This is a genomic window from Methanothermobacter thermautotrophicus str. Delta H (genome assembly GCF_000008645.1).
Lineage (GTDB): Archaea > Methanobacteriota > Methanobacteria > Methanobacteriales > Methanothermobacteraceae > Methanothermobacter > Methanothermobacter thermautotrophicus.
Window position 1 is genome coordinate 1,573,964 of the sequence record NC_000916.1, and the last position, 26,037, is coordinate 1,600,000.

The 26,037-nt window shown below is 48.4% G+C and carries 32 protein-coding genes, 2 tRNA genes and 3 pseudogenes (1 of these 37 running past the window's edge); 22 read left to right on the forward strand and 15 right to left on the reverse strand.

The annotated features are described in order from the left end of the window. Positions 1-11: 11 nt before the first annotated feature. The 3 genes from MTH_RS08230 to MTH_RS09590 all read right to left on the reverse strand — a co-directional run bounded on the left by MTH_RS08230 (position 12) and on the right by MTH_RS09590 (position 3,048). A complete protein-coding gene (locus tag MTH_RS08230; RefSeq protein ID WP_048061128.1) occupies positions 12-1,625 on the reverse strand; it encodes a glycosyltransferase family 39 protein in 1,614 nt (537 codons plus the stop codon). A gap of 105 nt (positions 1,626-1,730) precedes the next feature. Then, positions 1,731-2,888, reverse strand: a complete 1,158-nt coding sequence (locus MTH_RS08235; protein WP_048061129.1) for an NAD(P)/FAD-dependent oxidoreductase — start codon at positions 2,886-2,888, stop codon at positions 1,731-1,733. Continuing rightward, positions 2,878-3,048 (reverse strand): 4Fe-4S binding protein, encoded by a 171-nt coding sequence (locus MTH_RS09590; RefSeq protein ID WP_158296339.1) that lies wholly within the window; start codon positions 3,046-3,048, stop codon positions 2,878-2,880. Before MTH_RS09590 ends, MTH_RS08235 begins: the two co-directional genes overlap by 11 nt. Positions 3,049-3,150: 102 nt before the next feature. Between MTH_RS09590 and MTH_RS08240 the strand changes: the two genes are divergently transcribed. The 5 genes from MTH_RS08240 to MTH_RS08260 all read left to right on the forward strand — a co-directional run bounded on the left by MTH_RS08240 (position 3,151) and on the right by MTH_RS08260 (position 5,812). Continuing rightward, positions 3,151-3,233: transfer RNA gene (locus MTH_RS08240), tRNA-Leu, on the forward strand. 35 nt (positions 3,234-3,268) lie between these two features. Then, positions 3,269-3,341: transfer RNA gene (locus MTH_RS08245), tRNA-Thr, on the forward strand. A gap of 25 nt (positions 3,342-3,366) precedes the next feature. After that, positions 3,367-4,155 carry a metallophosphoesterase family protein gene (locus tag MTH_RS08250; protein ID WP_010877328.1) on the forward strand — a complete coding sequence of 263 codons (789 nt, stop codon included), beginning with the start codon at positions 3,367-3,369 and terminating at the stop codon, positions 4,153-4,155. 141 nt (positions 4,156-4,296) lie between these two features. Further along, positions 4,297-4,911: a hypothetical protein gene (locus MTH_RS08255; protein ID WP_010877329.1), complete on the forward strand. Its 615-nt coding sequence runs from the start codon at positions 4,297-4,299 to the stop codon at positions 4,909-4,911. Further along, on the forward strand, positions 4,901-5,812 hold the full coding sequence (locus MTH_RS08260; protein WP_010877330.1) for a phosphate signaling complex PhoU family protein: 912 nt from the start codon (positions 4,901-4,903) through the stop codon (positions 5,810-5,812). The genes MTH_RS08255 and MTH_RS08260 overlap by 11 nt, the downstream gene beginning before the upstream one ends. Before the next feature lie 7 nt (positions 5,813-5,819). Here the strand turns inward: MTH_RS08260 and MTH_RS08265 are convergent, their stop codons facing one another. Beyond that, positions 5,820-6,098, reverse strand: coding sequence for a 2TM domain-containing protein (locus tag MTH_RS08265; protein ID WP_010877331.1), 279 nt, complete (start codon positions 6,096-6,098; stop codon positions 5,820-5,822). Continuing rightward, positions 6,059-6,937: a citryl-CoA lyase gene (locus tag MTH_RS08270; protein ID WP_048061323.1), complete on the reverse strand. Its 879-nt coding sequence runs from the start codon at positions 6,935-6,937 to the stop codon at positions 6,059-6,061. Before MTH_RS08270 ends, MTH_RS08265 begins: the two co-directional genes overlap by 40 nt. Positions 6,938-7,114: 177 nt before the next feature. Between MTH_RS08270 and MTH_RS08275 the strand changes: the two genes are divergently transcribed. From MTH_RS08275 to MTH_RS10275, 9 genes are all read left to right on the forward strand, one after another. Then, positions 7,115-7,930 carry a phosphate ABC transporter substrate-binding protein gene (locus tag MTH_RS08275; RefSeq protein ID WP_010877333.1) on the forward strand — a complete coding sequence of 272 codons (816 nt, stop codon included), beginning with the start codon at positions 7,115-7,117 and terminating at the stop codon, positions 7,928-7,930. A 92-nt stretch (positions 7,931-8,022) separates the two neighbouring features. Further along, a complete protein-coding gene (locus MTH_RS08280) occupies positions 8,023-8,850 on the forward strand; it encodes a phosphate ABC transporter substrate-binding protein (RefSeq protein ID WP_193330362.1) in 828 nt (275 codons plus the stop codon). Positions 8,851-8,860: 10 nt separating this feature from the next. Beyond that, positions 8,861-9,736 carry a phosphate ABC transporter permease subunit PstC gene (gene pstC / locus MTH_RS08285; RefSeq protein WP_010877335.1) on the forward strand — a complete coding sequence of 292 codons (876 nt, stop codon included), beginning with the start codon at positions 8,861-8,863 and terminating at the stop codon, positions 9,734-9,736. A gap of 10 nt (positions 9,737-9,746) precedes the next feature. Then, positions 9,747-10,598 carry a phosphate ABC transporter permease PstA gene (gene pstA, locus MTH_RS08290; protein ID WP_010877336.1) on the forward strand — a complete coding sequence of 284 codons (852 nt, stop codon included), beginning with the start codon at positions 9,747-9,749 and terminating at the stop codon, positions 10,596-10,598. 9 nt (positions 10,599-10,607) lie between these two features. Next, positions 10,608-11,360 carry a phosphate ABC transporter ATP-binding protein PstB gene (pstB, locus tag MTH_RS08295; protein WP_048061132.1) on the forward strand — a complete coding sequence of 251 codons (753 nt, stop codon included), beginning with the start codon at positions 10,608-10,610 and terminating at the stop codon, positions 11,358-11,360. 2 nt (positions 11,361-11,362) lie between these two features. Then, entirely contained in the window at positions 11,363-12,016 is a 654-nt protein-coding gene (locus MTH_RS08300; RefSeq protein ID WP_010877338.1) for a phosphate signaling complex PhoU family protein, read from the forward strand. A gap of 17 nt (positions 12,017-12,033) precedes the next feature. Continuing rightward, positions 12,034-12,471 (forward strand): DUF2226 domain-containing protein, encoded by a 438-nt coding sequence (locus MTH_RS08305; protein WP_010877339.1) that lies wholly within the window; start codon positions 12,034-12,036, stop codon positions 12,469-12,471. Between the two features lie 21 nt (positions 12,472-12,492). Next, on the forward strand, positions 12,493-13,152 hold the full coding sequence (gene phoU, locus MTH_RS08310; RefSeq protein ID WP_010877340.1) for a phosphate signaling complex protein PhoU: 660 nt from the start codon (positions 12,493-12,495) through the stop codon (positions 13,150-13,152). A gap of 167 nt (positions 13,153-13,319) precedes the next feature. Further along, entirely contained in the window at positions 13,320-13,424 is a 105-nt protein-coding gene (locus tag MTH_RS10275; protein WP_083750461.1) for a 4Fe-4S binding protein, read from the forward strand. Here MTH_RS10275 and MTH_RS08315 read toward each other — a convergent pair. The 7 genes and pseudogenes from MTH_RS08315 to porC all read right to left on the reverse strand — a co-directional run. Further along, positions 13,415-14,260 carry a fumarate hydratase gene (locus MTH_RS08315; protein WP_010877341.1) on the reverse strand — a complete coding sequence of 282 codons (846 nt, stop codon included), beginning with the start codon at positions 14,258-14,260 and terminating at the stop codon, positions 13,415-13,417. The genes MTH_RS10275 and MTH_RS08315 overlap by 10 nt on opposite strands. A 22-nt stretch (positions 14,261-14,282) precedes the next feature. Beyond that, positions 14,283-14,714, reverse strand: a complete 432-nt coding sequence (locus tag MTH_RS08320; protein ID WP_010877342.1) for a 4Fe-4S dicluster domain-containing protein — start codon at positions 14,712-14,714, stop codon at positions 14,283-14,285. 1 nt (position 14,715) lies between these two features. Further along, positions 14,716-15,219, reverse strand: coding sequence for a 4Fe-4S dicluster domain-containing protein (locus MTH_RS08325; RefSeq protein WP_010877343.1), 504 nt, complete (start codon positions 15,217-15,219; stop codon positions 14,716-14,718). Between the two features lie 6 nt (positions 15,220-15,225). After that, positions 15,226-16,092: a pyruvate synthase subunit PorB gene (porB, locus tag MTH_RS08330; RefSeq protein WP_010877344.1), complete on the reverse strand. Its 867-nt coding sequence runs from the start codon at positions 16,090-16,092 to the stop codon at positions 15,226-15,228. Further along, positions 16,089-17,240 (reverse strand): pyruvate synthase subunit PorA, encoded by a 1,152-nt coding sequence (porA, locus tag MTH_RS08335; RefSeq protein ID WP_010877345.1) that lies wholly within the window; start codon positions 17,238-17,240, stop codon positions 16,089-16,091. Before porA ends, porB begins: the two co-directional genes overlap by 4 nt. A gap of 11 nt (positions 17,241-17,251) precedes the next feature. Beyond that, positions 17,252-17,497, reverse strand: a complete 246-nt coding sequence (porD, locus tag MTH_RS09895; protein ID WP_048061324.1) for a pyruvate synthase subunit PorD — start codon at positions 17,495-17,497, stop codon at positions 17,252-17,254. Positions 17,498-17,524: 27 nt separating this feature from the next. Beyond that, positions 17,525-18,037, reverse strand: a pseudogene (porC, locus tag MTH_RS08345) (pyruvate synthase subunit PorC); the annotation flags it as partial. Positions 18,038-18,123: 86 nt separating this feature from the next. On the opposite strand from porC, the gene MTH_RS08350 reads away from it, so the two are divergent. From MTH_RS08350 to MTH_RS08385, 8 genes and pseudogenes are all read left to right on the forward strand, one after another. Then, positions 18,124-19,698: a dihydropteroate synthase-like protein gene (locus tag MTH_RS08350; RefSeq protein ID WP_010877347.1), complete on the forward strand. Its 1,575-nt coding sequence runs from the start codon at positions 18,124-18,126 to the stop codon at positions 19,696-19,698. Positions 19,699-19,818: 120 nt separating this feature from the next. Further along, positions 19,819-20,737: pseudogene (locus MTH_RS08355) on the forward strand (TIGR00269 family protein). A gap of 28 nt (positions 20,738-20,765) precedes the next feature. Beyond that, positions 20,766-20,966 carry a MoaD/ThiS family protein gene (locus tag MTH_RS08360; RefSeq protein WP_048061136.1) on the forward strand — a complete coding sequence of 67 codons (201 nt, stop codon included), beginning with the start codon at positions 20,766-20,768 and terminating at the stop codon, positions 20,964-20,966. Between the two features lie 10 nt (positions 20,967-20,976). Then, positions 20,977-21,837, forward strand: a complete 861-nt coding sequence (locus MTH_RS08365) for a damage-control phosphatase ARMT1 family protein (protein WP_010877350.1) — start codon at positions 20,977-20,979, stop codon at positions 21,835-21,837. A 41-nt stretch (positions 21,838-21,878) separates the two neighbouring features. Then, positions 21,879-22,316, forward strand: a complete 438-nt coding sequence (locus tag MTH_RS08370; RefSeq protein ID WP_143485792.1) for a thioredoxin family protein — start codon at positions 21,879-21,881, stop codon at positions 22,314-22,316. A 4-nt stretch (positions 22,317-22,320) separates the two neighbouring features. Beyond that, positions 22,321-22,911, forward strand: coding sequence for a cytochrome c biogenesis CcdA family protein (locus MTH_RS08375; protein WP_010877352.1), 591 nt, complete (start codon positions 22,321-22,323; stop codon positions 22,909-22,911). Between the two features lie 13 nt (positions 22,912-22,924). After that, on the forward strand, positions 22,925-23,719 hold the full coding sequence (locus MTH_RS08380; protein WP_010877353.1) for an NAD(P)-dependent oxidoreductase: 795 nt from the start codon (positions 22,925-22,927) through the stop codon (positions 23,717-23,719). A 75-nt stretch (positions 23,720-23,794) separates the two neighbouring features. Continuing rightward, the gene (locus MTH_RS08385; protein ID WP_010877354.1) at positions 23,795-23,992 is read left to right on the forward strand and encodes a hypothetical protein; all 198 of its coding nucleotides are present in this window, start codon (positions 23,795-23,797) and stop codon (positions 23,990-23,992) included. Positions 23,993-24,041: 49 nt separating this feature from the next. On the opposite strand, the gene MTH_RS08390 is transcribed toward MTH_RS08385, so the two are convergent. The 3 genes and pseudogenes from MTH_RS08390 to MTH_RS08395 all read right to left on the reverse strand — a co-directional run. Further along, positions 24,042-25,085 carry a cytidyltransferase gene (locus MTH_RS08390; protein WP_238374202.1) on the reverse strand — a complete coding sequence of 348 codons (1,044 nt, stop codon included), beginning with the start codon at positions 25,083-25,085 and terminating at the stop codon, positions 24,042-24,044. A gap of 86 nt (positions 25,086-25,171) precedes the next feature. Next, a complete protein-coding gene (locus tag MTH_RS10125) occupies positions 25,172-25,351 on the reverse strand; it encodes an adenylyltransferase/cytidyltransferase family protein (protein ID WP_010877356.1) in 180 nt (59 codons plus the stop codon). Between the two features lie 31 nt (positions 25,352-25,382). After that, a pseudogene (locus tag MTH_RS08395) lies at positions 25,383-26,037 on the reverse strand (archaeosine biosynthesis radical SAM protein RaSEA); it runs 412 nt beyond the window's last position.

Sequence of the window (26,037 nt, forward strand, 5' to 3'; positions counted from 1 at the left end):
CCTGAGCCATTTTATAAGGTACTCACCCCTTGATGTGAGGGCTCCGTTCCCTGTGAATACCCATTCCAGAATTTCTCAATGAACTCCACAACCTTCCCATCTTCGCCATTCACAGTTATGCTTGAGTAATTTGACTGGATTCCGGGATTCTTAATGTACCTGTAAACCGACACGTCTCCCGATACAAAACATGTCTTGAAGTGAGGATCCACAGGCAGCTGCAGGCCGATACCTTTCATGTGCATTGATTTTGAGATGTATATGTAACTTATGTTGTTTCTTTCCAGAAGGTAACTGGTTTCTGATGGTATCGATGACTGGAAGATGGCCGATACCTCATCGCGGGTCATGGTATTCTCCTTAAGGGATGGGGCGCTTCCCATGAAACCTTCATACACTGTTTTCCAGAGCAGAACATCTCTCCGGTGGGTGTTACCAATGAGTGAGTAGGAATCCTCTATCGCTGATAGAAAAACAGCGTCCTGGGGTGTGTTATCATTTATCCATCTGAAGGCAGCGTTCTGCTGAGGGCTGGGTGTGGTTACTCCGGTATATGCAATGGCAGCCCCCTGGGCCAGAGGCATCAGCACTAGAAGTGCAAAAATACCAGTCCGTAGGAAGGGTTTGACGTCCCTTTTCATGATAGAGTAACTCTTAAAGCGTTTTGAGGCGTACAGCCTTCCCTTCACCTCACTGAAAGCATAACCTCCCATAAGAGAGAGGGGTATGGCTGCATAGGGATCCCTAAATCTGAAGGAGTAGGTCCCTATAATCATGAAGGCAGTGGCCCATATTATGAGGAACCTGTGGATTGGATTCTTTGATCTTAGGAGCAGGGAGGCCCCGTAAATCCCGAGTATTAGCTGCAACACACCCATCCACTTGGGAAAGCCAAGTATTGTTACTGGAACTGACTGAAACCTTGCAGCAAATGTTATAAACTCAATGATGCCCGCACCGATTAAGAGGAATATCAGGCCAAATTCTAGGGGTCTTTTCCTGAATGATGGTGTGAGGAACGTAACAGCGAGAAGTAGCAGGGCGATTAAAAGGAAAACCCACCCCCTGTGGGTGAAGAGATAGATGACGAAAAGAGCCAGACCTCCGAGTATGTAACGCAGATCACCCCTGAAGAGATTGCTAAATGCTTTGAGCTCAAATTTATCTATGTCAGGGTAACCGGGTGTTGTTTTAAGGTACTTCACAAGCATGTAAAGGATTCCTGAGGTGAGCAACAGACCCATGGATTCCGGTATAAAGACTGATGTCCTTGCAACAAAGGAGGGTACCATTGAAAAGAGGAATGCGGAAAGTAGGGCTACCTCTTCCCTTTCAAATGTTTCACGGGCAACTTTGTAGATAACAAGAACGGTTGCTGTTCCAAGGAGGGGGCTTATGAAGAAGAAGACCAGTTCTGAGCGGAATAAAAGGTAAAGACCATAGCCCATCACATGGAAGAGGGGAGGGTATGCATATGCCTTTAAACCCATAAGGGATGGTATGTCATGCCCTATAATCCCAAGCCCTTCCCTGGCGATTCTCATGACAATATCATGGTGGATGTATGCGTCGTTCCCTGCAAGTGTAAAGTTCCGGCTCGGTATTAATCTTACGATAAACGTCATGATGGCTATCACTGTTAGATAGGCTCTTCTCCTATGGATTTTAGCTATCAAAGAAACCAACTCACTTTAAATCATTCATTGTTAATCAGTTTCCTTCTTCATGATCTAAAGAATATCTCTGAGTATCCTTAACATTGAAGGATAGTCCTTTAAAATCCTCAGAAGGGATATCTTTGAAATTGAACTTAAATCTTTTCCCTCAAGGGATCTCAGCAGGGCATCGAGTTCCTCATCACCGAGCCCATCAAGGATTTTCCTGAATTTGAGTGACCTTTCAAGGTTCTTACCAATCTTTTTGCGCCATCTCATCTCATACCTTGAGAGGAATCTGCCGTCAACCCTTCCAGATTCAATGGCCTCGGCGGCAACCTCACCGGCGATTTTTGCGCATTCAGCTGCAAGGTGTATCCCACCACCGGTGAGGGGGTCAACCTGTCCGGCGGCATCCCCCACAACCAGGAGACCATCTGTGAAGGTCCTCTCAATGGGTCCGCAAACAGGTACAGCTCCTGCATTGAATTCTATCCTCTTAAATCCTCTCTCCTCCATGAACCTGTTGAGATAGCTGAGGGGACCCCTCTCTGAGCAGCTTTTTCTTCGTATTCCAAGGCCCACATTTGCCCTTCCTTCACCCTTGGGGAACACCCAGAGATAACCTGATGGTGCAAAACGGCTCCCGAAGTAGAATTCCATGGTTTCAGGGTCCACGTCCACACCTGCAACCTCGTACTGGACACAGGAGCAGAGGTCAGCTGGCCTGAAACCTGTTTCAAGACCTGCCTTCCTGGCGATGCTGGACTGCACACCGTCTGCGGCAATCACCATTCCACATTCAACCTCCTGGACTCCATCGGGCCCCCTGAACACCACACCACTGACTGATCCCTCCCTGAATATTAGGTCCCCTGCGATGGACATTGTGAGTACATCGGCGCCGGCTTCAGCGGCCCTCAGTGCAAGGTACTTGTCTAAGGACTTTCTTTCGAGGATATATCCCCTCACAACAGGATTTTCTGTCACAATCCTGGCACCGAGGGGTCCGTTCACCGCGGCTGCCCGGATCCTTGTGCATGTGAACTCAGGAAGCGGTTTTAAACCTGTTGATTTGAAGAAACTGTCACTCACTCCGCCTGCACACTGCACAGGGGTCCCGATTTCAGGGTTACGCTCCAGTAACAGAACACTGAGGCCCAGCCTTGCAGCGTGATAGGCCGCTGTTGAACCGGCTACACGTCCACCAATAACCACCACATCATATTTCATGATAGCACCTTATTGCATCCACTGGACAGACCGCAGCACAGTCACCACATTCACTGCAGCCTTCACCCACCATCAGTTCATATTCGAGTTCAAGGACGTCAAATGGACAGACACTAACACAGGCACCGCACCGCATACAGATTGATTTATCATGCTTCAATTGACCACCACTATGGATATGGTCATCAGATTGAATTAAGTTTACCAGCCACACGCGACCGTTAAATTAATATACCACTTTCTACTACTAATCAATTACCATGCAGGGGTGCCCGAGCGGCCAAAGGGGGAGGACTTAAGATCCTCTGGCGCAGGCCTTCGAGGGTTCGAATCCCTTCCCCTGCACTAAGAATTTTAACGGTTCTGATCATGTTATGATTGCCTTAGTGGCTCAGGTGGTAGAGCGATGCCTTGGTAAGGCATAGGTCGGGGGTTCGAATCCCCCCTAAGGCTTTTCTACTGATTTTAAGGTGTTCTAATGGAGAAAAAAATTGCCCAGATTTCAGATGTGCACTTCGGTGAGAAGAACTTCTCGGATCAGCTCAGGAAAAATCTTCTACACCAGCTTGAAAATGAGAACCCTGACCTCATAATAGTCTCAGGTGACCTCACAACAGAGGGATACTCACACGAGTATGAACTTGCAGCAGCATTTGTGGATGAACTTAGGACCATCACATCCACCTACACAATCCCCGGCAACCATGATGCAAGGAATGTGGGTCTTATCCACTTTGAGAAGTTAATAGGAAGGAGGAAGTTTGTCCACCACGACTCTGAATTCGCGGTTATAGGCCTTGACTCCTCTGAGCCAGATATAAACGACGGTCAGATAGGAATGGATCAACTTGACTGGCTCAGGAAGGAACTTGAACGTGTTCCTGATCACCTGTGCAAGATAGTCACATTTCACCACCACCTGCTACCCATACCCAACACAGGGCGTGAGAGGAACATCCTCCTGGACTCAGGTGACCTTCTTAAACTCCTGAAGGAATACGGTGTGGATTTTGTGCTCAACGGACACAAGCATGTGCCTAATGTGTGGATGATTGAGGGAATGGTTACACTTAACTCTGGCACAGCCACAACAAGGAAACTGAGGGGTGAGACATTCCCTTCACACAACCAGCTAAGAATAAACGATGACAGGATTTCAGTTGACCTCATAAACACTGAGAACGGCTCAGTGAGGGAAATAGCCAGTTACTCTGTCCGGGTTGAGGATGAGGAATACAAGATATGCTCCTATATGCACTCCATATGAATACCCGGGGGCTTCATCATCAATAAATTCATTTTTGATGCAAAGCTTGATATACCAGCAGAACCTAACTGTTCTCTAATAGAGAAAATAAATATGCATAATATGATCTAAAATGCAGATGTCAGAAGAAATGGCTGAGGGGTGGTTGCATTGACCAAGGCCTTTGATATACTCATGGCGGGTGTGATCTCAGGGATAGTTGCATTCACAACCTCAAAGCTGGGAGTTGGTGGAACCGTCATGGGTGCCGTTCTGGGTTCAATGCTGTATCAGCTGCTTTCCCACTACTTCAGGGAGCCCCTCAAGAATGTTAAAACAGAGAGGGTTGAGAGCAGGGCGGTCTTTGCGATACCACTCATCATTATCGTCATAATCGAGTTCATCTACCTTCTTGGAAATTTCCAGTGGAGGCCACAGCAGATATTCTACTTACTTGAGGAGGCCACATCCTGGAACCTCTTCAGGTCAATAGGCGTGGGTCTCATGGTGATGGGTATATACCCCCTGTTGCAGCCAGAGACCATAAAGAAATCCTATGGTTATGTGCTCCTCCTAATGGGCTTCATCGTCCTGCTAAGGGGCCTTGTGGATGTGAACTCGCCCCTGGTAACTGTTTACAGGGCTATTTTCTATGAATTCGACGTTCTGATAACCGTTACGGTTATTCTTAGCCTTATCTACATGATCATCTCCATATTCAGGGAATCCGTTGTTATAGTAATTGAAGATGAGGTGTCTGAGGAGAATGAAAAATAAGACAAAGAATGCTACTCTAAAATCGATCATAGATGTCATCCTCTACGAGAACCCGTCCACACAGGATGAAATCGCTGAACGCCTTGGCATAACAAGGAGGTACGTCACCAAGCTTCTGCAGCCCCTCATCAGGGAGGGCGTTGTTAGGAGGGCCTACATTGTGGATATAAAGAAATTTGATGAATTCCCTGAGCTCTTCGGTGAGGAGGTAACCTCGAGGGAATACGCTGGAAGCTTCTTCATAAAGGAGATACTCAGGGACATGGCACAGCATGTGTGCAAACAGCTCAACAAATCCTTCAGGTCCCTGGAGGAGTACGATGAGGACCTTGCAAATGAGGCCCTCAAGATGGACTACATAACAAACACAATGCATGAGAAGGTGCGCTCCTCTGTTGATACTGCAATAGCAATGAATCCCTACTCTGAGTTCAGCAAGACAATGGCCTTTACAGAGATAGCCTATGACCTTGAAAGGATAGGTGACCATTCAGCGATAATAGCAAACTTTGCCATAAAGGAATCCTATGAGGTTGACCCTGCAATGATGGAGTACCTCAGGGATATGTTCTCCATTGCCGTTGAGATGGTGAAAACTGCGATGGACGCCTTTCTGAATGAGAAACTGGAACTGAAGGCAACTCTCATGTCCCTCGAGGATGATATTCACAGGATCCAGAAGAATGCCCTTAACTGTGTCGCCACCCAGATGGCTGAAACACCCTTTGAGGATAAGGAGAGGTCAACCTATTACATATCCCTCTCCAGGGTTGTTAAGACCCTTGAGAGAATAGCAGATATATCCATTGAGATATTCGACACTGCAGGTGAATACTACAGGAACATCCCGAGGACAACCACACCTGAACGCTTCAGGCGGAGGGAGAGAGAGGAGTCCTGATTAAGGTTCACCTGTTCCTCTTTTCTCTTTCCATGTACTCTTTTATCTTTTTCTCCTCCCATTCCTTACCCAGGAACCTATCACCTATAAAAACTCCGAAGGCATGCCATATTATTCCTATTCCCCAGAATACTGTTATCCAGTAGAACCACCATGTCCCGGGAGTTGAGAGGAGGTTTATGAGGAAGAGTGTAAGGTTAACTATTGTAAAAACTGATATGTGGATGTAAAATCCCTTGAGATCCTCTACTCTCTTCCTGGCTCTTTTGTATTCGTCGTCTTCCATATTTCTGACCCATTAAGTGTTCTGTAATCTGCTTCTAATATTCTTTTCTCCTCGCCGTCGTACTGTATTTCTTCGATTTCGAAGAATTTTCTGAAGGCTGGTTCCCGGACCTTTTCCTCGTAGACGTGGGATATGAGTCCTGGGAGGCGTCCTATCATGAATACTCCTGCTCCGGTCCTCCAGTCGAATCCCATGTCTGATAGTATGCCGGCGTTGGCCCCGTCAACGTTCATCCGGACTCCCTTGCGTTCCAGGAGTATCTCCTGGACCTCCAGTGCAAGGCTGGTGTGGGGTCCCACGCAGCCGTAATCCTCTGCAAGTTCCAGTAACCTGACGGCCCGGGGGTCGGCGTTGTGGTAGCGGTGCCCGAACCCGGGGATCCTCCTGTTGGCCTGGAGGTGATCATCCACCAGCCTCAGGGCAGCATCAGGGATCTCATCCTCAGACTCGCAGGATGATACAGTCTCCTGGAAGAGCTTCATGGAACGCTCAATGGCACCCGCATGATTCTTACCAAAGGCAAGCAGACCCCCGGCAATACAGGCATGAACCGGAGAACCCGCCGAGGCAATCATACGGGCAGCCTGAGTACTCGGCGGAGTAACACCATGATCACAGAAGGACACCAGGACAGCCTCAAGCATACGCGCAACATTCTGAGGGGGAAGCTCACCCCTGATCAGAAGATAAACCATCTCAGAAAAGGAAACACCACCAATAAGATCCTCCTGAGAATAACCCCTCGTAACAATACGGTTAGGCTCAACACGCGTAATGGAAGTCCTCCACCTGGGATTTTTAACCCGCAGTATATCATTTATTATCCCTTCATTCATCATATCACTCCATCTGATCTTCATGTATTTAAATTTTAATGCATTTAGTGCATCTTTATTCACTTATTGTGAATTAAATTCCTCTGCGCACAGGGTTTAGTTCACAAAATAGGTAATTAAGTACACAAAAATAGTAAATTTTAAATAGTTCTAGGATAAGGTAAAGGTTGAGGTGATAAAATGGACACCAAACTGATCATAGGAATAGTCGTGGCAATTGTAATTATTGCAGGCGCAGTCCTGGCACTTGGAGGTGGCGGACAGCAGGAGAAGATAGACATTGTTGGTTCAACATCTGTCCAGCCAGTTGCAGAGAAACTTGCAGCTGAGTACATGAAGAAGCACCTCAATGTTAAGATAAACGTCCAGGGCGGCGGATCCAGTGTCGGTATCAAGAGTGCCGCTGACGGCACAGCAGACATCGGAACAAGTTCAAAGGAACTCAAGCCCGATGAGAAGAAGGGCCTCACAGAATACCTTATAGGTAAGGATGGAATAGCCATAATCGTAAACAGCAAGAACACAGTCTCAGACCTAACAAAGGACCAGGTGAAGGATATCTTCAGCGGTAAGATAACCAACTGGAAGGAGGTCGGAGGCCCCGATGCAAAGATAACAGTGGTAACACGTGAAGACGGCTCAGGAACCAGGAAGGCCTTCGAGGAAATAGTGATGGGTAAAGAGACCAAGATAAAGAAGGATGCCATAGTTGAAAGTTCAACAGAGGCAGTTAAACAGGCAGTTAAACAGGATCCAAACGCCATAGGATTCATATCACTCGCCAATCTCGATGAAACAGTCAAGGCACTTAAAATAGATGGTGTCGCACCATCAGAGCAGACAGTCGCAGATGGATCCTACAAGATACAGAGACCATTCCTGTTCCTGGTAAAGGGCAGCGCAAAGGGTGCAGTTAAGGACTTCATAGACTGGGTCCTCAGCCCGGAGGGACAGGCAATAATCAAATCAGAAAAGGTTGTACCGGCAAAGGCCTAGTGGTTTTCACAACCACAACATTTTTTCTTTCCGTCACCTTCAAGTGAACTTTATTAACCAATAGGTGAAATCAATAACTGAAGGTGATGGACATGGAGCTGAAACCCAAAAACATCCTCATAATAATCATTATCATCGCACTCGCATACCTCATGATCAAACCCGGAGCAGACTATGAGAGAATTGAAATTGCTGGTTCCACATCTGTTCAGCCAGTTGCAGAGGAACTTGCAGCTGAGTACATGAAGAAGCACCCCGATGTTAAGATAAACGTCCAGGGCGGCGGTTCCGGGATGGGTGTAAGGACGGTCCAGCAGGGAATAGTCGATATAGGGACCAGCTCAAAGGCCCTGAAACCTGAGGAAAAGGACGACCTTCAGGAATACGTGATAGGTAAGGATGGTATAGTGATAGCCGTTAACAACCAGAACCCCGTCGATGATCTGACAGTGGACCAGCTCAGGGATATCTTCAGCGGTAAGATAACCAACTGGAAGGAGGTCGGAGGCCCCGATGCAGAGATACATGTGATAGTCCGTGAGGAGGGATCAGGGACCAGAAGCTCATTCAAATCACTTGTCATGAAGGACGAGAAGATAAGGTCCGATGCAATCGTTCAGGGCTCCACAGAATCCGTGAAACAGGCCATAAAGAGCGACCCCTACGCAATTGGATTCGTTTCAATGGCACATATGAGTTCCGATGTGAAGGCACTTGAGGTGAATGGAGTGACACCCTCAGAGACCACCATAGCAGACGGATCCTATCCACTGGTGGTCCCATTCGAATTCCTGACAAAGGGAGAACCCAGGGGAGTCGTAAAGGACTTCATAAAGTGGGTTTTCTCACCTGAAGGGCAGGCCATTGTAAGGAGCCAGAAGGTTGTACCGGCAATAGCAAATGTCTCGGATGATACCTAGGAGGTAAAGCATGATCAGCAAAACAAGGGAAAAACTCATTGAGAAGGGTCTTTTCATAACCGCAATATTCTCAATAATCGCCATCCTTCTCATAATAGTCTTCATATTCAGGGAGGGATTCCCCATATTCCAGGGGTATGGGGTCACAAACTTCATCTTTGGAATGGACTGGGCACCTTCAGATGGTAAGTACGGCATCTTCACCATGATCGTCGGGTCACTGTACATAACCTTCCTGTCCCTGGCCATAGCCGTCCCCCTTTCAATCCTATGCGCAATATTCATGGCTGAGGTGTCACCTGAAATAATGCGCAGGATACTCAAACCGGTAATAGAGACCCTTGCAGCAATACCATCAGTGGTATATGGTTTCTTTGGGCTGATCATCCTGGTACCCTTCATAAGGTCCAGCCTTGGAGGTACCGGTTTCGGACTTCTAACAGCATCACTCATACTCACGGTCATGATAATGCCAACAATAATCAGTGTCTCAGAGGATGCCCTAAGATCGGTGCCACTGGAGTACAAGGAGGCCTCCCTTGCACTTGGGGCCACCCAGTGGCAGACCATCAGGAAGGTGATATTCCCGGCGGCACTGCCAGGCATCATCACATCAATCATCCTCGGGATGGGTCGTGCCATCGGTGAGACCCTGGCAGTTATCATGGTGGCCGGTAACGTCACCCAGATACCATCATCGATACTGGACCCTGTAAGGGCCCTCACATCCAACATAGCACTGGAGATGGGCTACGCCACCGGGCTGCACTACAGCGCACTCTTCGGGACCGCCATCATCCTGTTTTTTGTCATAATGGCTCTGCTGGTGGTTGCCAACTACTTCCACTACAAGAAAAAGATAGTTATAGGTGGAGGATATCTCTAGGAGGCTTAAAATGTCCTTCAGAATAATATCACCCAAGACAAGCCAGAAGATAATGACAGGAATCTTCTGGGCTTCAGGAATCGTGACAGTACTGATACTGCTCATAATAATTGGCTACATACTCATGAAGGGCTTGCCAGCCGTAAACCTGGAATTCCTGCTTTCAGAACCGGTTGACTCTGGAAGAGCAGGTGGGATAGCTCCCATGATAGTATCCAGCCTCTACGTCACACTGCTAGCCGGTATAATAGCAACACCACTGGGTGTCGGGGCAGCGGTCTACATGACAGAGTATGCCACAGAGGAACGCATCGTGAAGCTGATAAAGTTCGGAGCAGAAACCCTGGCATCCATACCATCAATAGTATTCGGGCTTTTTGGCTTATCATTCTTCGTGGTTTTCCTCGGCCTCGGGTGGTCAATCCTCTCAGGGGGACTTGTACTGGCCCTCATGGCTCTTCCAACCATATTCCAGGTTGCCCAGGTCTCAGTAGAGACGGTTCCACAATCCTACAGGGAGGGAAGCCTGGCGCTTGGAGCCACAAAGTGGGAGACCATCTACAGGGTGGTTATCCCTGCAGCAATCCCCGGCATAACCACCGGTGTGATACTGGGAATGGCCAGGGCCATATCAGAGGCTGCTGCGGTAATGTTCGTTGTGGGGTCAGCACTTTCAATGCCAGTATCCATCTTCGACCCTGGAAGGCCCCTCCCACTTCACCTCTATGTGCTGGCAACAGAGGGCATTTCACTGAAGAACGCCTACGGCACCGCGGCTGTCCTTGTGATAATCGTCCTTTTAATCACGGTTCTAACAAACACTCTTGTTGATAGATACAGAAGGAAGATGATGGGGAGATAGGTGATCTGCATGTACAGAATCGAAGTTGAGGACCTGAACGTTTACTTTGACGAGGCGCACATACTCAAGGATATAAACCTCAAGATACCCAAGAACACGGTCACAGCCCTCATAGGGCCATCAGGCTGTGGTAAGTCAACATTCATCAGAACCCTTAACAGGATGAATGATGTGATAAGCGGCTTCAGGCATGAGGGCCACGTCTACCTTGATGGTAAGGACATCTATGACCCTGACATGGATGTGGTGGAGCTCAGAAAGAAGGTTGGGATGGTCTTCCAGAAACCCAACCCCTTCCCTAAGTCCATATTTGAAAATGTAGCCTACGGTCTCAGGGTCCATGGATATGATGACAGGGACTTCATAGAGGAGCGTGTGGAGGAAAGCCTGAGGGCTGCAGCTCTCTGGGATGAGGTCAAGGACAAACTTGATAAATCCGCCCTTGGACTCTCAGGGGGACAGCAGCAGAGGCTATGCATAGCAAGGACCATAGCCATAGAACCTGAGGTTATACTCATGGATGAACCGTGTTCAGCCCTTGACCCCATATCAACCACCAAGATCGAGGATCTCATCCACAAGCTCAAGAATGACTACACCATCATCATAGTGACCCACAACATGCAGCAGGCCACAAGAGTCTCAAAGTACACAGCCTTCTTCCTGCATGGTGAAATAGTTGAAAGCGGCCTCACAGAGCAGATATTCATAGAGCCGAGGGATAAAAGGACTGAGGACTACATTACAGGAAGATTTGGATAAGGGTGTGGAAATTGATCGGCGCTCTCCTTGAAAGCAGACTTTCAAATGTCCTGGATGAAACCGTCAGGTATGGTAATGAAACCTCTGAAAGGGTGGGAAGAACCGTATCCAGCTACATCAAAGGGGATGAGGAGACTGCAAGGGAATTGATAGAGACAACGGCAGCTGTTAATGAGAAGAGCTACAGGATAGAGGATGAATGCCTCAAAATCCTTGGCCTTCATCAGCCCGTTGCAAAGGACCTGAGGCTGGCATCCAGTATAATGAGAAGTGCAATTGAACTTGAGAGGATAAACATACTCCTTGCCTACATTGCAAGGTACGCAATTGATGGAAGGGACAGGACACCTCCACACATAGAGTTCATGTCCCAGACGGTTCAGGATATGATAAATGATGCGCTCGGGGCCCTCATGAACCGTGACATCCAGCTACTTAAAAGGTCAACGAGGAATTATATCCAGCTTCAGGATCTATACAACCAGCTTCAGGAGTCAAACAGGGACTTCTCAGAATCAGGTAATCTTATGCTGGTAGCAAGGAATCTGCTCAGCATGGGCCACCATGTTATGGGGATGGACGACAGGATAGCCTATCTCATAGTGGGTAAAAGGGTTATCCATCATAAGGTCTTCTACAGTGTACTTATGAAATGAATAGTTGGGGGGATTAAATGTGGCTACCCTTTGATAACCCGAGGAAGATGGACTACACCGTCCTTAAAAGGTCTTCAGTACCCGAATTTTCGTATATAAGGATCCTGGACAATGAAAACGAGGCCATAATCTTCGTAACGGGAAATAACATTGTGGGAGCCTGGCACATTGACCTCAACACCCTCGAGGAGACTCACAGCCATAAGGCAATGGAGAGACTGGAGATAAACCATGATTCAGTGGTGGAGGTCTATGAGACCGATGCGGATCTCTTCGAGACCCTGATTGAACTCAATGATGAATCAAAACTTTCAATACCCATTGATGCGGAGATTATAATAAATGAAATGTTCCTTGATAAATCATCCCGTGAGGAGCTCCTTGAAAGGTACAGGATAAGGGTTCCGACTGATGAGGCGATTGAAAGGTTGATTGAGGATTACAAATCCAGATAGTAAAATCCAGGAGGACTTTTAATGGAAAAGAAGTATCCGCGGATACTGTTCCGCAAAAGGCTTAAGGATCTGAGGAAGGATATGGAGGAGGTTTCACAGAAAACCCTTAAAACACATAAACTAGCAGTTGACCTCCTGATGGAGTATGATGAGGAAAAAAAGGAGAAGGTAATAAAAAACAGCAGGGCAATAGATGACATGGTCTTCAACCTTGAGAGGAAGGCTATAAGTTTAATAGCAGCTGAACAACCCGTTGCAGGAGACCTGAGATTTATAGAGGCCTGCATTAAGGTTGGAAGTCATCTCAAGAGGATAGGCTACCTGGCGGCCAACATAGCCGAGGCTGCAGAGAAACTGAAGGACGAGGAAATTCCGAGAAGACCCCTTGAAGACCTGAAGCACATGTCTGACTTCGTGCAGATGATGCTCTCCAAGGGAATCTACGCATTCCTTGACCAGAACATGGAAATGGCGAGGGAGCTCAGGCATGATGATGATAAGGTGGATGACCTCTTTGACCAGACACTTGAACATGTAACAAGAAGCATGTTTGAGGATAAGGAATCAATCTCATACCTGGTTAATCTCCTCTTCATAGCAAGATTCCTTGAGAGGGTTGGTGACAGGGCTGTCAGCATTGCTGATAGGACGATCTTCATGATAACGTGTGAGAAGCCATGAAGGCTGTCAGCATTGCTGATAGGACGATCTTCATCATGAGAGAAGCATGAATAAACACCTAATTCCAACCTTTATTTTCACTGTATTCGCATCATCTGCAACCCTTTTATTCTTATTCACAGGAAAAGCATTCTACATTTTCAATTTGTCTGGAGGTGCCTCATGGAATGCCCGATGGATGTTCATCCCGAAAAAGAAAAATTAACGGTACTGAATGTATACTCTGCATGAGATGTGTTTTTTCATGTCCTGCAGGAGCCCTTCACATATGATCTCTCAGGATTGCAGTGGCTCTCCTTGCAGCCCAGCACTGTATGCAGACACCCACGGGGAGCCCTGCAGTGTGTGTATGGGCAGTCTTTATCTTAACGTCAAGGGCGGTGGTCTTACCACCCATACCCATGGGGCCACTGCCAGACTCGTTGATGGAGTTCAGTATGTCCTCCTCGAGGGATGCAAGTTTTTTATCAGGATTTCTATCCCCAACACGTTCAAGCAGGGCCTTCTTTGCAAGTTTCATCGCAAGGTCAGAGGAGCCACCGATACCCACACCCACAATTACAGGGGGGCATGGCTTTCCACCGGCTTCCAGGACGGTCCTCACAACAAAGTCTTTAATACCCTCAATTCCATCACCCGGGAGGCCCATAAGGAGTGCATTGTTGTTCTCAGACCCGAATCCCTTCGGAAAAACTGTTATCTCAAGATTATCAGTGTCTGTGATTTCAACGTCGATCTGAGGTATCATCTGACCGGTATTTGTGCCGGTGTTCTCCCTTGTGAGGGGATCAACAACATTTGGGCGCAGCGGAACCTCCGCTGTGGCCCTCTCAACACCTGCAGCTATACCCTCGTAGAGGTCTTCAACCTCAACCTTACCCATCCTCACAAAGACGATGGGGAGCCCGGTGTCCTGACAGACAGGCACCTCCATCTTCTCTGCCAGTTCAATGTTATCAAGGATTGCCTTGAGGTTGAGGAGGGCTATCTCGTCTTCCTCCTGTAGGTAGGCCTTTTTAATCGCAAACGTGACATCGGGGGGTATCCTGATAACAGCCTCCCTGAACAGACGGCACACGGTCTCCTCAACGGTCTCCCTGCTTATCATAGGATCACCATAAAAAATTAGTTTAATATTTCATGAGATTTTTCAGGCGTTTGAGCTCCCCGGCTATTTTATCCCTCTTTGCAGCCATCATATCCTCTGAGCTTTCACTGAGGGCGCCCTTTGGGCATACCATTACGCAGAGGGGCTTATCCCTGTCGATGCAGAGGTCGCATTTCACTGCAACACCCCTCTCATTCAGGGTTATGGCACCCACGGGGCAGGCGTCCCGGCAGAGGCCGCAACCGATACACCGGTCCTCTAGGATGACCACAGCACCATCCACTTCGACTATGGCATCCTCAGGGCATATGTTGAGGCAGGGGGCCCTTTCAGGTGAGCAGTGCATGCAGAAAACTGGAACACCATCTATAACCCGGATGGCGTTCTTTGGACATATCCTCTCACATTTCATGCACTCATCGCACAGTTCTGGATTTGAAACCAGCTCTCTCATTCTAGTCCTCCTGTTCAAGCTTCTGCCGGGCCTTCCTCTTCGCTGTAAGTATGCTGAGGATATCTGATCCCCTCTGGCCCTTGCTGACACCTGCCATCCGTGATACGAATTTCTTCTGCCTTTCAAGTTTGAGTTTCTCAGTGTCTATGACGCTGAGGGCCCTCTTTGAGCACGCCTTTACACATGCGGGGGTGTCAAGGTTCGGGCACTGGCTGCACTTCTGGGCCTTACGGTCCTCCATGACGACGGCGCCGAAGGGACACACCACCATGCAGAGGCCGCAGCCGATGCACCTCTCAGGGTCCACCTCATCATCAATTGCATCGGTGGGGCAAACAGTTCTGCAGGGGGCGTCCTCGCACTGCTGGCAGATTATGGGGTAATAGACGTCGTCGAGTTCCCTTATCATTATGCGGGAGGCACCGTAAAGTTTTTTACAGGCCTCTTCACAGTCCCTGCAGCCATCACAGAGCTCTGGCTGAATAACGATCTTCTGCAATTCCATCCCCCGCTATATCCTGAGTTCCTGGCATACACTGTCAACGTATTCCTGGATTCTGGCCTTCTGTTCCTCTGTGAGGTGTCTGAACCTTTTCTGTGCGTTGAGGTACTCCTCAACGGGTTTCCTCTGCACTGGTCTGTAGGTGACCCTGAAATCACCATCCTCTATCTCATAGAGTATCCAGGACCCGGTTTCAACTGCCAGCCTTCCGAGTTCCACTGTCTTCGCAGGATCAAAACCCCATCCGGTTGTGCATGGCTGGTGAAGGTGTATATAGGCAGGACCATCGGTTTCCTTGGCCTTTCTGACCTTCTCCATGAAGTCCTCAGGATATGATATTGATGCGGTGGCAACGTAGGGCACTCCATGGGCTGCCATTATGAGTGGCATGTTCTTCTTGGGTCTGTCCTCACCGAAGCTCTCCTTCCCATGGGGTGATGTGGTTGTTGAGGCACCGTAGGGTGTTGAGGCACTCCTCTGTATACCGGTGTTCATGTAGGCCTCGTTATCGTAGCAGATGTATATGATGTTGTGGCCCCTCTCCATTGCACCGGATAGTGCCTGTAGTCCGATGTCTGCTGTTCCACCATCACCTGCAAAGGCCACTACGTTAACGTCATCCCTTCCCTTTGCCTTCAGAGCCCTTTCAACGCCTGATGCAACTGCAGCGGCGTTTTCAAATGCAACATGTATCCAGGGTATCCTCCATGCGGTTTCAGGGTAGGGTGTGGTGATAACTTCAAGGCAACCTGTTGATGATACTGCTACGGTGTTCTTTCCAAGAACCTTCAGGGCCAGCCTGACTCCAACTGTAGCACCGCATCCTGCGCATCCACGGTGCCCTGGGGCCAGAAATTCTTCTTCAGGTATTTTCATTCTGATTCCTCCTTGAGACCGATCCAGGTGACGCTCCTTTCAGGGTTTTCCGTCCTTCTAACTATTTCCTCGATGTGTGCGGGTGTTATGTCCCTTCCACCAAGGCCCACAATGAATCCATAAACTTCCCTGTCACGGAGCAGGGCACTTATCTCTGTGTAAAGGGCTCCGCCGACACTGAATGTTATGTTCTTATCGAGGACCGCTACTTTACTGGCATTCCTAACAGCACTTTTAATCTCCTCAGCCGGGAAGGGTCTGTGCACCCTGACCTTAAGTAGTCCAACGGCCTTTCCCTTATCCCGGAGTTCATCGATGACCTCCCTGAGGGTGCTGCAGACTGAACCCATGGCCACCAGGATTATTTCTGCATCTTCACAGCGATATTCCTCAACAAGGCCGTACTCCCGGCCGAACATTTCGCTGAATTCCCTGCATGCCCTTTCAATGATCTTCCTTGAACGCTCCATGGCCTTCTCGACCTCATAGCGGGCCTCCATGTAATAGTCAGGGTCTGTGAAGGTACCCAGTGACATGGGCTCATCAGGGTCAAGCATTACCTGGGGCTGGAATTCAGGGAGGAAGCTGTCAACATCCTCCTGTGAGGGGATGTCCACGGGTTCAACTGTGTGGGTCAGGATGAACCCATCGAGGCACACCATACTGGGCAGCAGAACATCCCTGTCCTCTGATACCCTGTAGGATAGAAGGACAGAATCGAGGGCTTCCTGTCCACTTTCAACGTATATCTGCATCCACCCTGAGTCCCGCTCTGCTATTGAATCCTGCTGGTCATTCCATATGCTGAGGGGTGCGGAGAGGGCGCGGTTTGCATTTGCCATTACGATGGGATTCCTGAGCCCTGCTGCAGCATAGACTATCTCATGCATAAGCGCCAGTCCCTGGGAGGAGGTTGCGGTGAAAACCCGAACTCCAGCTCCTGAGGCGCCCACGCATGCGCTCATTGCACTGTGCTCTGATTCAACCCTTATGTATTCTGCTTTGAGTTCGCCATCAGCCACGAATTTTGCAAGGTACTCTGAAATTGAGGTCTGGGGTGTTATGGGGTAAACAGGAATGACCTTTGGTTTTGCAAGCTTTGCTGCTTCTGCAACGGCCTGATTTGCTGATATAACCTTAAGAACCATTTAAGTCTCTCCTACTTTTCTCTCTCCATCTTAATTGCTTTAACGGGACACTTCTCTGCACATATTCCGCATCCCTTACAGTAATCATAGTCTATTTCATGTTCCCTGTTTATACACCCTTCAGGACAGAAAAGTATGCAGTTGTCACAGTCTATACATTTGTCCTTATCAAGAACCGGTTTGAATGTTCTCCAGCTCCCGGTCTTGTTTTTAACGGTGCTTCCAGGCTTTTTAACGGTTGCTCCAAGTGATTCCATCATGTTCACCCTGAGTTTTTCAATCTCTTCGTAGGCCATCCTTGCAGCCTCGGCATTCTTCTCCCCTATCTTTCCAGGGAATGTTTCCTTAATGATCTTTATGAGTGAATCGATGCTTACAAGGCCGGTTACACCTGCAAAGGCACCCAGCATAACAGTGTTAACAATCGGCCTTCCAAGGGTCTCCAGCGCTATTCCTGTGGCGTCGATGGTGTGAACCTTAACGTCCCCTCCCTGGAAGTCCCCTGACTTGTTTAACACAACAACACCATCATCCTTTAAACCTGAGAATACATCAACAACGTCAACCAGACCCTCATCGAGAACAACAACATAATCCGGATTATAAACCTGATACCTTCTCCTGACTGGCGAGTCATCAATTCTTGTGAAAGCCATAACTGGAGCTCCTCTTCGCTCAACACCGAAGAATGGGAATGCCTGTGAATATTTACCGTCTTCAAATGCGGCTTTAGCTAGAATCTCTGCCGCTGTAACAGCGCCCTGCCCACCGCGTCCATGAAAGCGAATTTCGATCATAGTTTACCTCCATTTCTCATTGTTAATCATTATAAATTTTTAATATATATACATGTTGGTCAACTAAAATTAATGGGGGTAACGAAATGAAAGTCCTCATAATCACAGGAAAACTTGCATCAGAGACTGTAAGGGAAGCATCATCCACTTCCGAGCATGAAGTTCATGTTCACGTTGCTGACACTCCCATAGCAGCCTTTTTAACACCTCGAAGGATAATATCTGAGATCGGGAAGATTAACTTTTCGGATGATGGGGAACCTGACATCCTAATCGTGCCGGGACTCATACCCAAGGATGTGGGGATTATCGGGGAGAGGACAGGCATACCCGCATACAAGGGACCAACAGATGCGGCCGACCTTCCCATAGTTCTGGACCTCCTGGGGGAACTTGAACTCTCAACAGAAAAACCCGCCGACAAACTGATAGAGGAGGAACAGAGGAAGAGGGCCCTGCAGTTCATAGAGGACTTTGAGAACGATCAAAGAAGGATAAGCACCCTCCTTGAGAGGGATGAAAACATACTCGTCGGGGGCTTACCGACCGGGAGGGACTTCCCCATGAGGGTCCTCGCCGAGGTGGCCAATGCACCCATCCTGCTGGAGCAGGGCAGGCTCAGGGAACGCATCGATTACTTCATAAGAAGCGGTGCAGACATGATAGACCTTGGAATGCTTGCCGGTGAGGACAACTCTCACCTCATACCTGAGATAATAAGGACAGCACGCTCCGCAGCAGGGGAGGTGCCTGTAAGCGTGGATAGTCTGAACCCGCCTGAGATTGAGGCTGCAGTGGAGTGTGGTGCAGACATGATACTGAGCCTCGACCTGGGGAACTACAGGGAGGTTCTGCCGCTCCTCAGGAAACATGGGGTGCCTGCGGTGATCCTTCCAACGGATTACAGTGAGGGATGGGTCCCGGAGACAGTTGAGGAGAGGGTTGAAGCCCTGGATGAGCTTAAAAGGAAGTGCAGCGGCATAGATGTCATAGCTGACCCTGTACTGGACCCTGTAAACAGCAGGAGCATAGTTGACTCGGTTATGGCCTGCAGGATGTACGCAGAGAGAAACCCGGACCCCATATTCTTTGGTGTGGGTAACGTGACGGAGCTACTGGACACCGACTCCACCGGCGTAAACGCCCTCCTGGCAGGTTTCGGGATGGAACTTGGTGTCAGCATACTGTTCACGCCCGAGGAGAGTGGGAAGGCCCGTGGAAGTGTTTATGAATTATCGGTGGCATCACAGATGATGTTCCTTGCCAGACACCGTGGCTCGGTTCCAAAGGACCTCGGTATCAACCTGGTGCTGTTCAAGGACAAGAGGAGGTCAGGAGGGGTTGTAGAGAAGGTTGATGTCCCGGTCATTGAGGCAGAGGGAGGAATGAAGTTCGTTAGGGACAAAATGGGAAGCTTCAAGATTATGGTGGAGGATGGGCAAATAAAGGCAGTACTCTACCAGGGAATGGAGCCCAGAACTGCCCTGACATCAGACAGCGCCAAAAAATTATATGAGGAGATCATAAATAGAAACCTTGTAAGCAGACTCGAACATGCAGCCTACCTCGGGGCAGAACTTCAGAAGGCAGAGATAGCCCTCAGGACAGGCAAAGATTATGTCCAGGATTTTGAACTATTTGAGAGGTCATTCCCGCTTTGAGGGGATTTAGGAGACAGAGTTGGTGAAAGGGCCTTGATACAAACTTTGAGGGGATTCAGGAGAAGTTTGTGTTGAAGGGACCCTCATACAACTTCATTAACAATTCACAGGAGATTTACCATGCAGTGCACCAGATGCGGGATCAGAGGGTGTCATAATAAACAGGAAATACTCAGGACAGCTACTCTGCAGCGACTGCTTCATAGAGACAACAAGAAAAAAAGTAATGAGGGATATAAGGAAATATAAGCTGATAGAACGTGGAGACAGGGTACTTGTCGGTTTATCCGGTGGAAAGGACAGCGTGATGGTCATTGACATCCTTGATGAACTCAGGGAAAGAAACATAATAGAACTTGAGGCAGTCACCATCGATGAGGGTATAGGCGGGTACCGTGAGGATGGAGTAAGGATCGCCAGGAAAATATGTGCCGACAGAGGCATACCCCACAGGGTTGTCAGTCTGGAGGACTATGCAGGAATAACACTGGATGAGATAATGAAAAACCCCTCACGGAGCGCATGCACCTACTGCGGAGTGTTCAGACGCTGGATACTTAACAGGGAGGCCAGGAAGAGCAAGGCAACGAAGATAGCAACCGGCCACAACCTCGACGATGAGACCCAGGCAATAGTCATGAATTACCTTGAGGGAAACCTCGAGAACCTCACACGGATAGGCCCCATGACATCATCTGCAGGGGGAAGGTTCATACCAAAAATCAAGCCCCTGAGGGAGATACCCGAGAAGGAGGTGGCCCTCTATGTACTTGCAAGGGGCCTGGACGTTCACCTCGCAGGGTGTCCCTATGCATCAGGTTCATTCAGGAGGGAGATAGGTGACTTCCTGAAGCAGATATCCGTGAAACGCCCAACCATAATGTACTCAACACTCAGGGGATTCGACAGGATAAAGGAGATCCTCAGAAGGGATTTATCGGAATCAGGGAGATCAGGTATCTGTGTCAAATGCGGTGAACCTGCATCAGGAAAACTCTGCAAGGCATGCACATTTATAGAGGAATTAACGAAAAGATGATGAAACTCCAGTATACATGGTGATAGGGATGAAGTTTACAGTAATCACAGATGACGGAAAGAAAATACTTGAATCAGGGGCTCCACGAAGGATAAAGGATGTTCTGGGGGAGCTTGAAATTCCCATTGAAACTGTTGTCGTGAAAAAGAACGGCCAAATAGTCATAGATGAAGAGGAGATCTTCGATGGTGATATCATCGAGGTCATAAGGGTTATCTACGGCGGTTAAAGGTGGGTGGATGAAGGTATACTATGAATGCGCACCGTGTTTCCTGAGACAGGCCAGGGAGGCCATCGACCTTGCAACCGATGATGAGGAACTCAAACTGAGGGTCATGGAAAATATACTCGAACTCCTCAGTGAGAGGTTCAGGAGGGGACAGGTATCAAATGAACTCGGCACCAGGATGCACAGACTCATAAAGGATATGACAGGATCAGAGGACCCCTATCTTGATGAGAAGAGGAGATGCAATGAAATCGCATTGAGGTTCCTCCCAACTGTAAGGGACTACCTTGAATGTCACAGCGACCTTGAGAGCCATGTGAAGGTGGCAATAACAGGTAACATAATAGACTTCGGGGCACTGGGCCTTGACTTCGATCATGACAGGGGTATCCAGGAGTCCCTCAGGGCACCCCTCACCATAAACCATGTCCCACTACTTGAAGATAGACTCAGGGAGGCCTCAGAGGTCCTTTACCTCCTTGACAACACAGGTGAGATCCTCTTCGACAGGCCGCTCATTGAAAAACTGGCCGGATATGATGTAAGCGTGAAGGTCGCTGTTAAGGGCGAACCCATCCTTAATGATGCATGCATGGAGGACGCCCTCGAAGCAGGCCTTGATGAAGTTGCTGAAATCGTAACTACAGGTACAGACTCTGTGGGCATCGTATACAGTGACCTCTCAGATGAATTCCGGGACATGCTGGATGGAACCGAACTCGTAATAGCCAAGGGTATGGGTAACTATGAGGGCCTAACAGAGATCTCTGATGGTTCCAGGGACATATTCTGTCTTCTAAATGCGAAATGCTCTGCAATAGCAAGGGACCTGGGTGTTGCGAGGGGTGACAATGTTGCTGTTAAGATCTGATTTAGAGGTCATCATGAACTGCAGGAATGGAGCATGGTAAATTGGATGAAGCAAGGAAGTGGGCCCTATTCGGACTTCTCGCAGGACTCTCACTTGTACTCATCATCTACACAGTCCAGCCCAGAGTGCCTCAGAGCCTCACGACGGATGAAAAGGACCTTAAATGGTATACTGAACATGATGAGGCCATAAAGGAGGCTTCGAGGACAGGTAAAAATGTTTTCATGGTATTTTCTGCTTCATGGTGTCCTGCATGTCAGAAACTGGAATCTGAGACACTACAGAACACTGAGGTTCAGAGGAGGCTGGCAGAGGATTTCATCGCAGTCAAAATCGATGTTGACACCAGTCCAGCGCTGTCCTCGAGGTACAGAATTTACGGGGTCCCGACGGTAATAATACTGGATCCCTCTGGAAATGAGATCGGAAGAAGGGAGGGCTACATGAGCCCCGATGAACTCATATCCTATCTGGGGTAGGATCATGCAGGACCATATCATTTCATTCACGGCTGGAATACTATCAGTCCTGTCACCATGCATTCTACCTGTCATACCTGTCATCTTCTCAGAATCTCTCATCGGCAACAGGAAAGAGAGGTTCCTTTTTCTTTCTGGTTTCTCATCCCTCTTTCTCTTCACAATAATCCTCACAGCCATATTCACAGCCGCAGTTAATTACTATCTCCTCTACCTGCGGGTCCCGGCTTCAATCATGCTGATCATCATGGGGCTTCTTGTTCTATCAGAAAAACCCTTAATATCCATCAGGACTCCCCCAGCAGAAAACCATGTTCTCATGGGCTTACTGACGGCCATCGCCTGGACTCCCTGCTACAGCCCCTACCTCATAGGTGTGATTGCATACTCAGCATATACAGGGATTCCCGGGGCCCTTGTTAACATGGCACTTTACACCCTGGGACTTACCATAACCCTCATAGCAGTGACCCTCCTGGCCGAACCAGTATTAAGGAGACTCCTGAGAGGCTCCAGAGATATTAGGAGGGCTTCAGGGGTACTTATAGTAGTTGCAGGTATTTATATGCTTTATCAGCTTATTCCATTACCATGAAAGGGGTGATTCTTTGAGAGTTGGATTTATAGGCTTTGGTGAAGTCGCACAGACCCTTGCTTCACGTTTAAGGAGCAGGGGAGTGGAGGTTGTCACATCACTGGAGGGAAGAAGCCCATCAACCATTGAGAGGGCCAGGACCGTGGGGGTGACTGAAACATCAGAGGAGGATGTTTATTCATGCCCGGTTGTCATATCTGCAGTAACACCAGGTGTTGCACTGGGTGCCGCAAGGAGGGCAGGCAGACATGTCAGGGGGATATACGTGGATATTAACAACATATCACCTGAGACGGTGCGCATGGCATCGTCCCTCATTGAAAAGGGAGGATTTGTGGATGCGGCCATAATGGGCAGTGTGAGGCGAAAAGGCGCCGATATACGTATCATAGCCTCTGGAAGGGATGCAGAGGAATTCATGAAGCTCAACAGATATGGATTGAACATTGAGGTGAGGGGACGGGAACCCGGGGATGCATCGGCAATTAAAATGTTGAGGAGCAGCTACACAAAGGGTGTTTCGGCGCTTCTCTGGGAAACACTAACTGCAGCCCACAGGCTGGGCCTTGAGGAGGACGTACTTGAGATGCTTGAATACACTGAGGGCAATGATTTCAGGGAATCAGCGATTTCAAGGCTTAAAAGTTCATGCATCCATGCCAGAAGAAGATATGAGGAGATGAAGGAGGTCCAGGATATGCTGGCGGAGGTCATTGACCCCGTAATGCCCACCTGTATAATAAGGATATTTGACAAACTGAAGGATGTTAAGGTGTCTGCAGATGCCCGATTACAGGGATGTGCTTAATAAGGCCCTCGACGCATTCCTGTGAGTTAGATGCAGTTATAAGTGTGAAAATAGATACTATTCTAGGGTGAGGAAATGAGTTCAGACCTTGAGAGGGAGTGTGCTGAAAACCTCATGGGACTTGTGGGTAAAAGGATCATCGACATTGACTTCAGTTCATATGATGATGAATGCTGGAGGATCCACATCAGGACTGAGTCTGAGATGATAGTCATGACCTTCTGCCGTGACTGGAAATGTCCGGTGGTGGAGCGGAGGGACAGGATAAAATAGGCATTTATAAGGCTATGCTCTGTATTTTAGGGAGTAAAATAGACATTTATTATGGCTCTGACCCTGTTTTTCTCTGGTTATTGATTGTTATAAGGACTCTGAAGCCATCCCGTCTCCTTTTAACCTTTGCACTGAAGGGTATTATGTGGGAGTCTATTATGAGTCTGAGATAGGTTGCCATCTGGGCTGGCAGGTGCATGGGGCTTTTTATCTTTGCACCATTCCTTATCTGACAGGAGAGTACACCCCTCCGGTCAACATATATCTTGGCATCCATACCGTCCCTGACCAGTTTAACCTCATCCCTTCGCAGGTTCAGACCAGCCTCCACCTTTGATGGAGGATTCACTCTGTGTTTGCCACTCTGGAACATTTCATTGGCCCTTTTTGAGCTGATACCCTCAGCAACCCTCTCTGATACGAACCAGGCCCTCCTTATAACATTTATCACACTCTGATCCGGAGGAATCCACCCCCTCTCAGTGTAGTGCTCGATCAGGTCCCGCACCTCGGACCTCCTGACGTTCATCTCAATGGAACTCATGGCAAGCCTTGTGAGGACAGGTCCATACCCGGCCTTTCTGAAGGCAGCCCATATCTGATTCTCCCTGTAAAATCTCCTGTTTTTAACTATGGAATTCACAGCATCAGCGTTTAAATATGCTATTTCCATGAGATCGGCCTGTGACAGGTTGTTCATCCTTTCCTTTATGATTTCAAGGTTTCTGCGGCCTGGAACCGTGCCCCTCTCTATTTCCCTTTCAAGTATGCTGATGGTTGTATCGGGCAGTACCCTCGCAACATCGGGTGGGATCTGAAGGTTGTTCTCAATTATCCTCTGCCTTATCTCCCTACCGGAAATCTTTGAACCATCGACAGTGAGCTCTGGAATTATATGGAACCTCATTTTACGGCCGTACTTACCATAGAGGAATTCATTGACAGCAAACCATCTTATAACGTTCCTGTTTGGCAGTTCACGGGGTATTCCACTGAAAATTCCCCTGGATGCAAACTCCCTTGCCTTTCTGATTATGAGGTCTGTTGAGACGTTGGCTGCGTCGACATAGTCAACAACACCATCCTCTATCATCATGGCTATCCTTATGGGGACCGTGTAGGCCAGGGTGAGGCGATGGTGCAGACCCTCAACTGGAACAACCCTGTCTGCTCCGGCCTTCAGGGCATCTCCTTACGGGCCTCATAGGGGACGAAGAAGGGCGCGTGATTTGCGCTGAAGTCCTTATTAAGGTATATAACAACCTCATCTCCTGTTTCATCAGCTATTTCACGTCCCTTCTCTATGAGCCTGGCGTGTCCAAGGTGTACAGGGTCAAAATCAGCGCTTATACCTATCATGTGAATCAGTCTTGTCCTGATTGTGCCATCACTAGCTGTAATCTTTGTACCTTATATCAGTTGATCCCGTGAGTTCTGAGAATTTTAACTCTGCACTCCACCGCTCCCTGCACTCACATTCATAGGGAGGAACCATTTCCTGCTCAAGGTTTGATTTTATTATGAGCTTCTTGAGGTCCCGGTTACACTTCCTGCAGTTGTAGGGGCCCCTTGACGTCCCGAAACCTGAGGTGTCCATTATTGACGGTATTGACACGGTCTCTCTGGTTCTGTTAATTATCTCAACAAGGCTCCATATCCATGGCGGCCTGTAGGATCCCCTCCTCCAGAGGTCCTCCATTATGGTCCCCCTGTGCACAGTGGATGGACAGAATGATACCCGATCAACACCTGTTTTTTCAGCATAAACGGCCGTTGAAATGGCCTCATCTATGGCCCTTTTTTCTGATACCAGCACAGGCTTTACCAGGATGTATGCCTTGGATTTTAACATGAACTCCTCTTTAAGGCCACTGATGATGCTTATCCCCCTTTCAAATTCACTGCCGGTGAAACCCTTATTTATCTTGAGGAGTCTGGTTTTCTCGTCACAGGTCTCAAGGCCTATGCTCACCTCAACTATCTTGTCAGGTACAAGTTCACAGCATTCACGAAGGACATTCTCCTCAATATATTCGGGCCTTGAT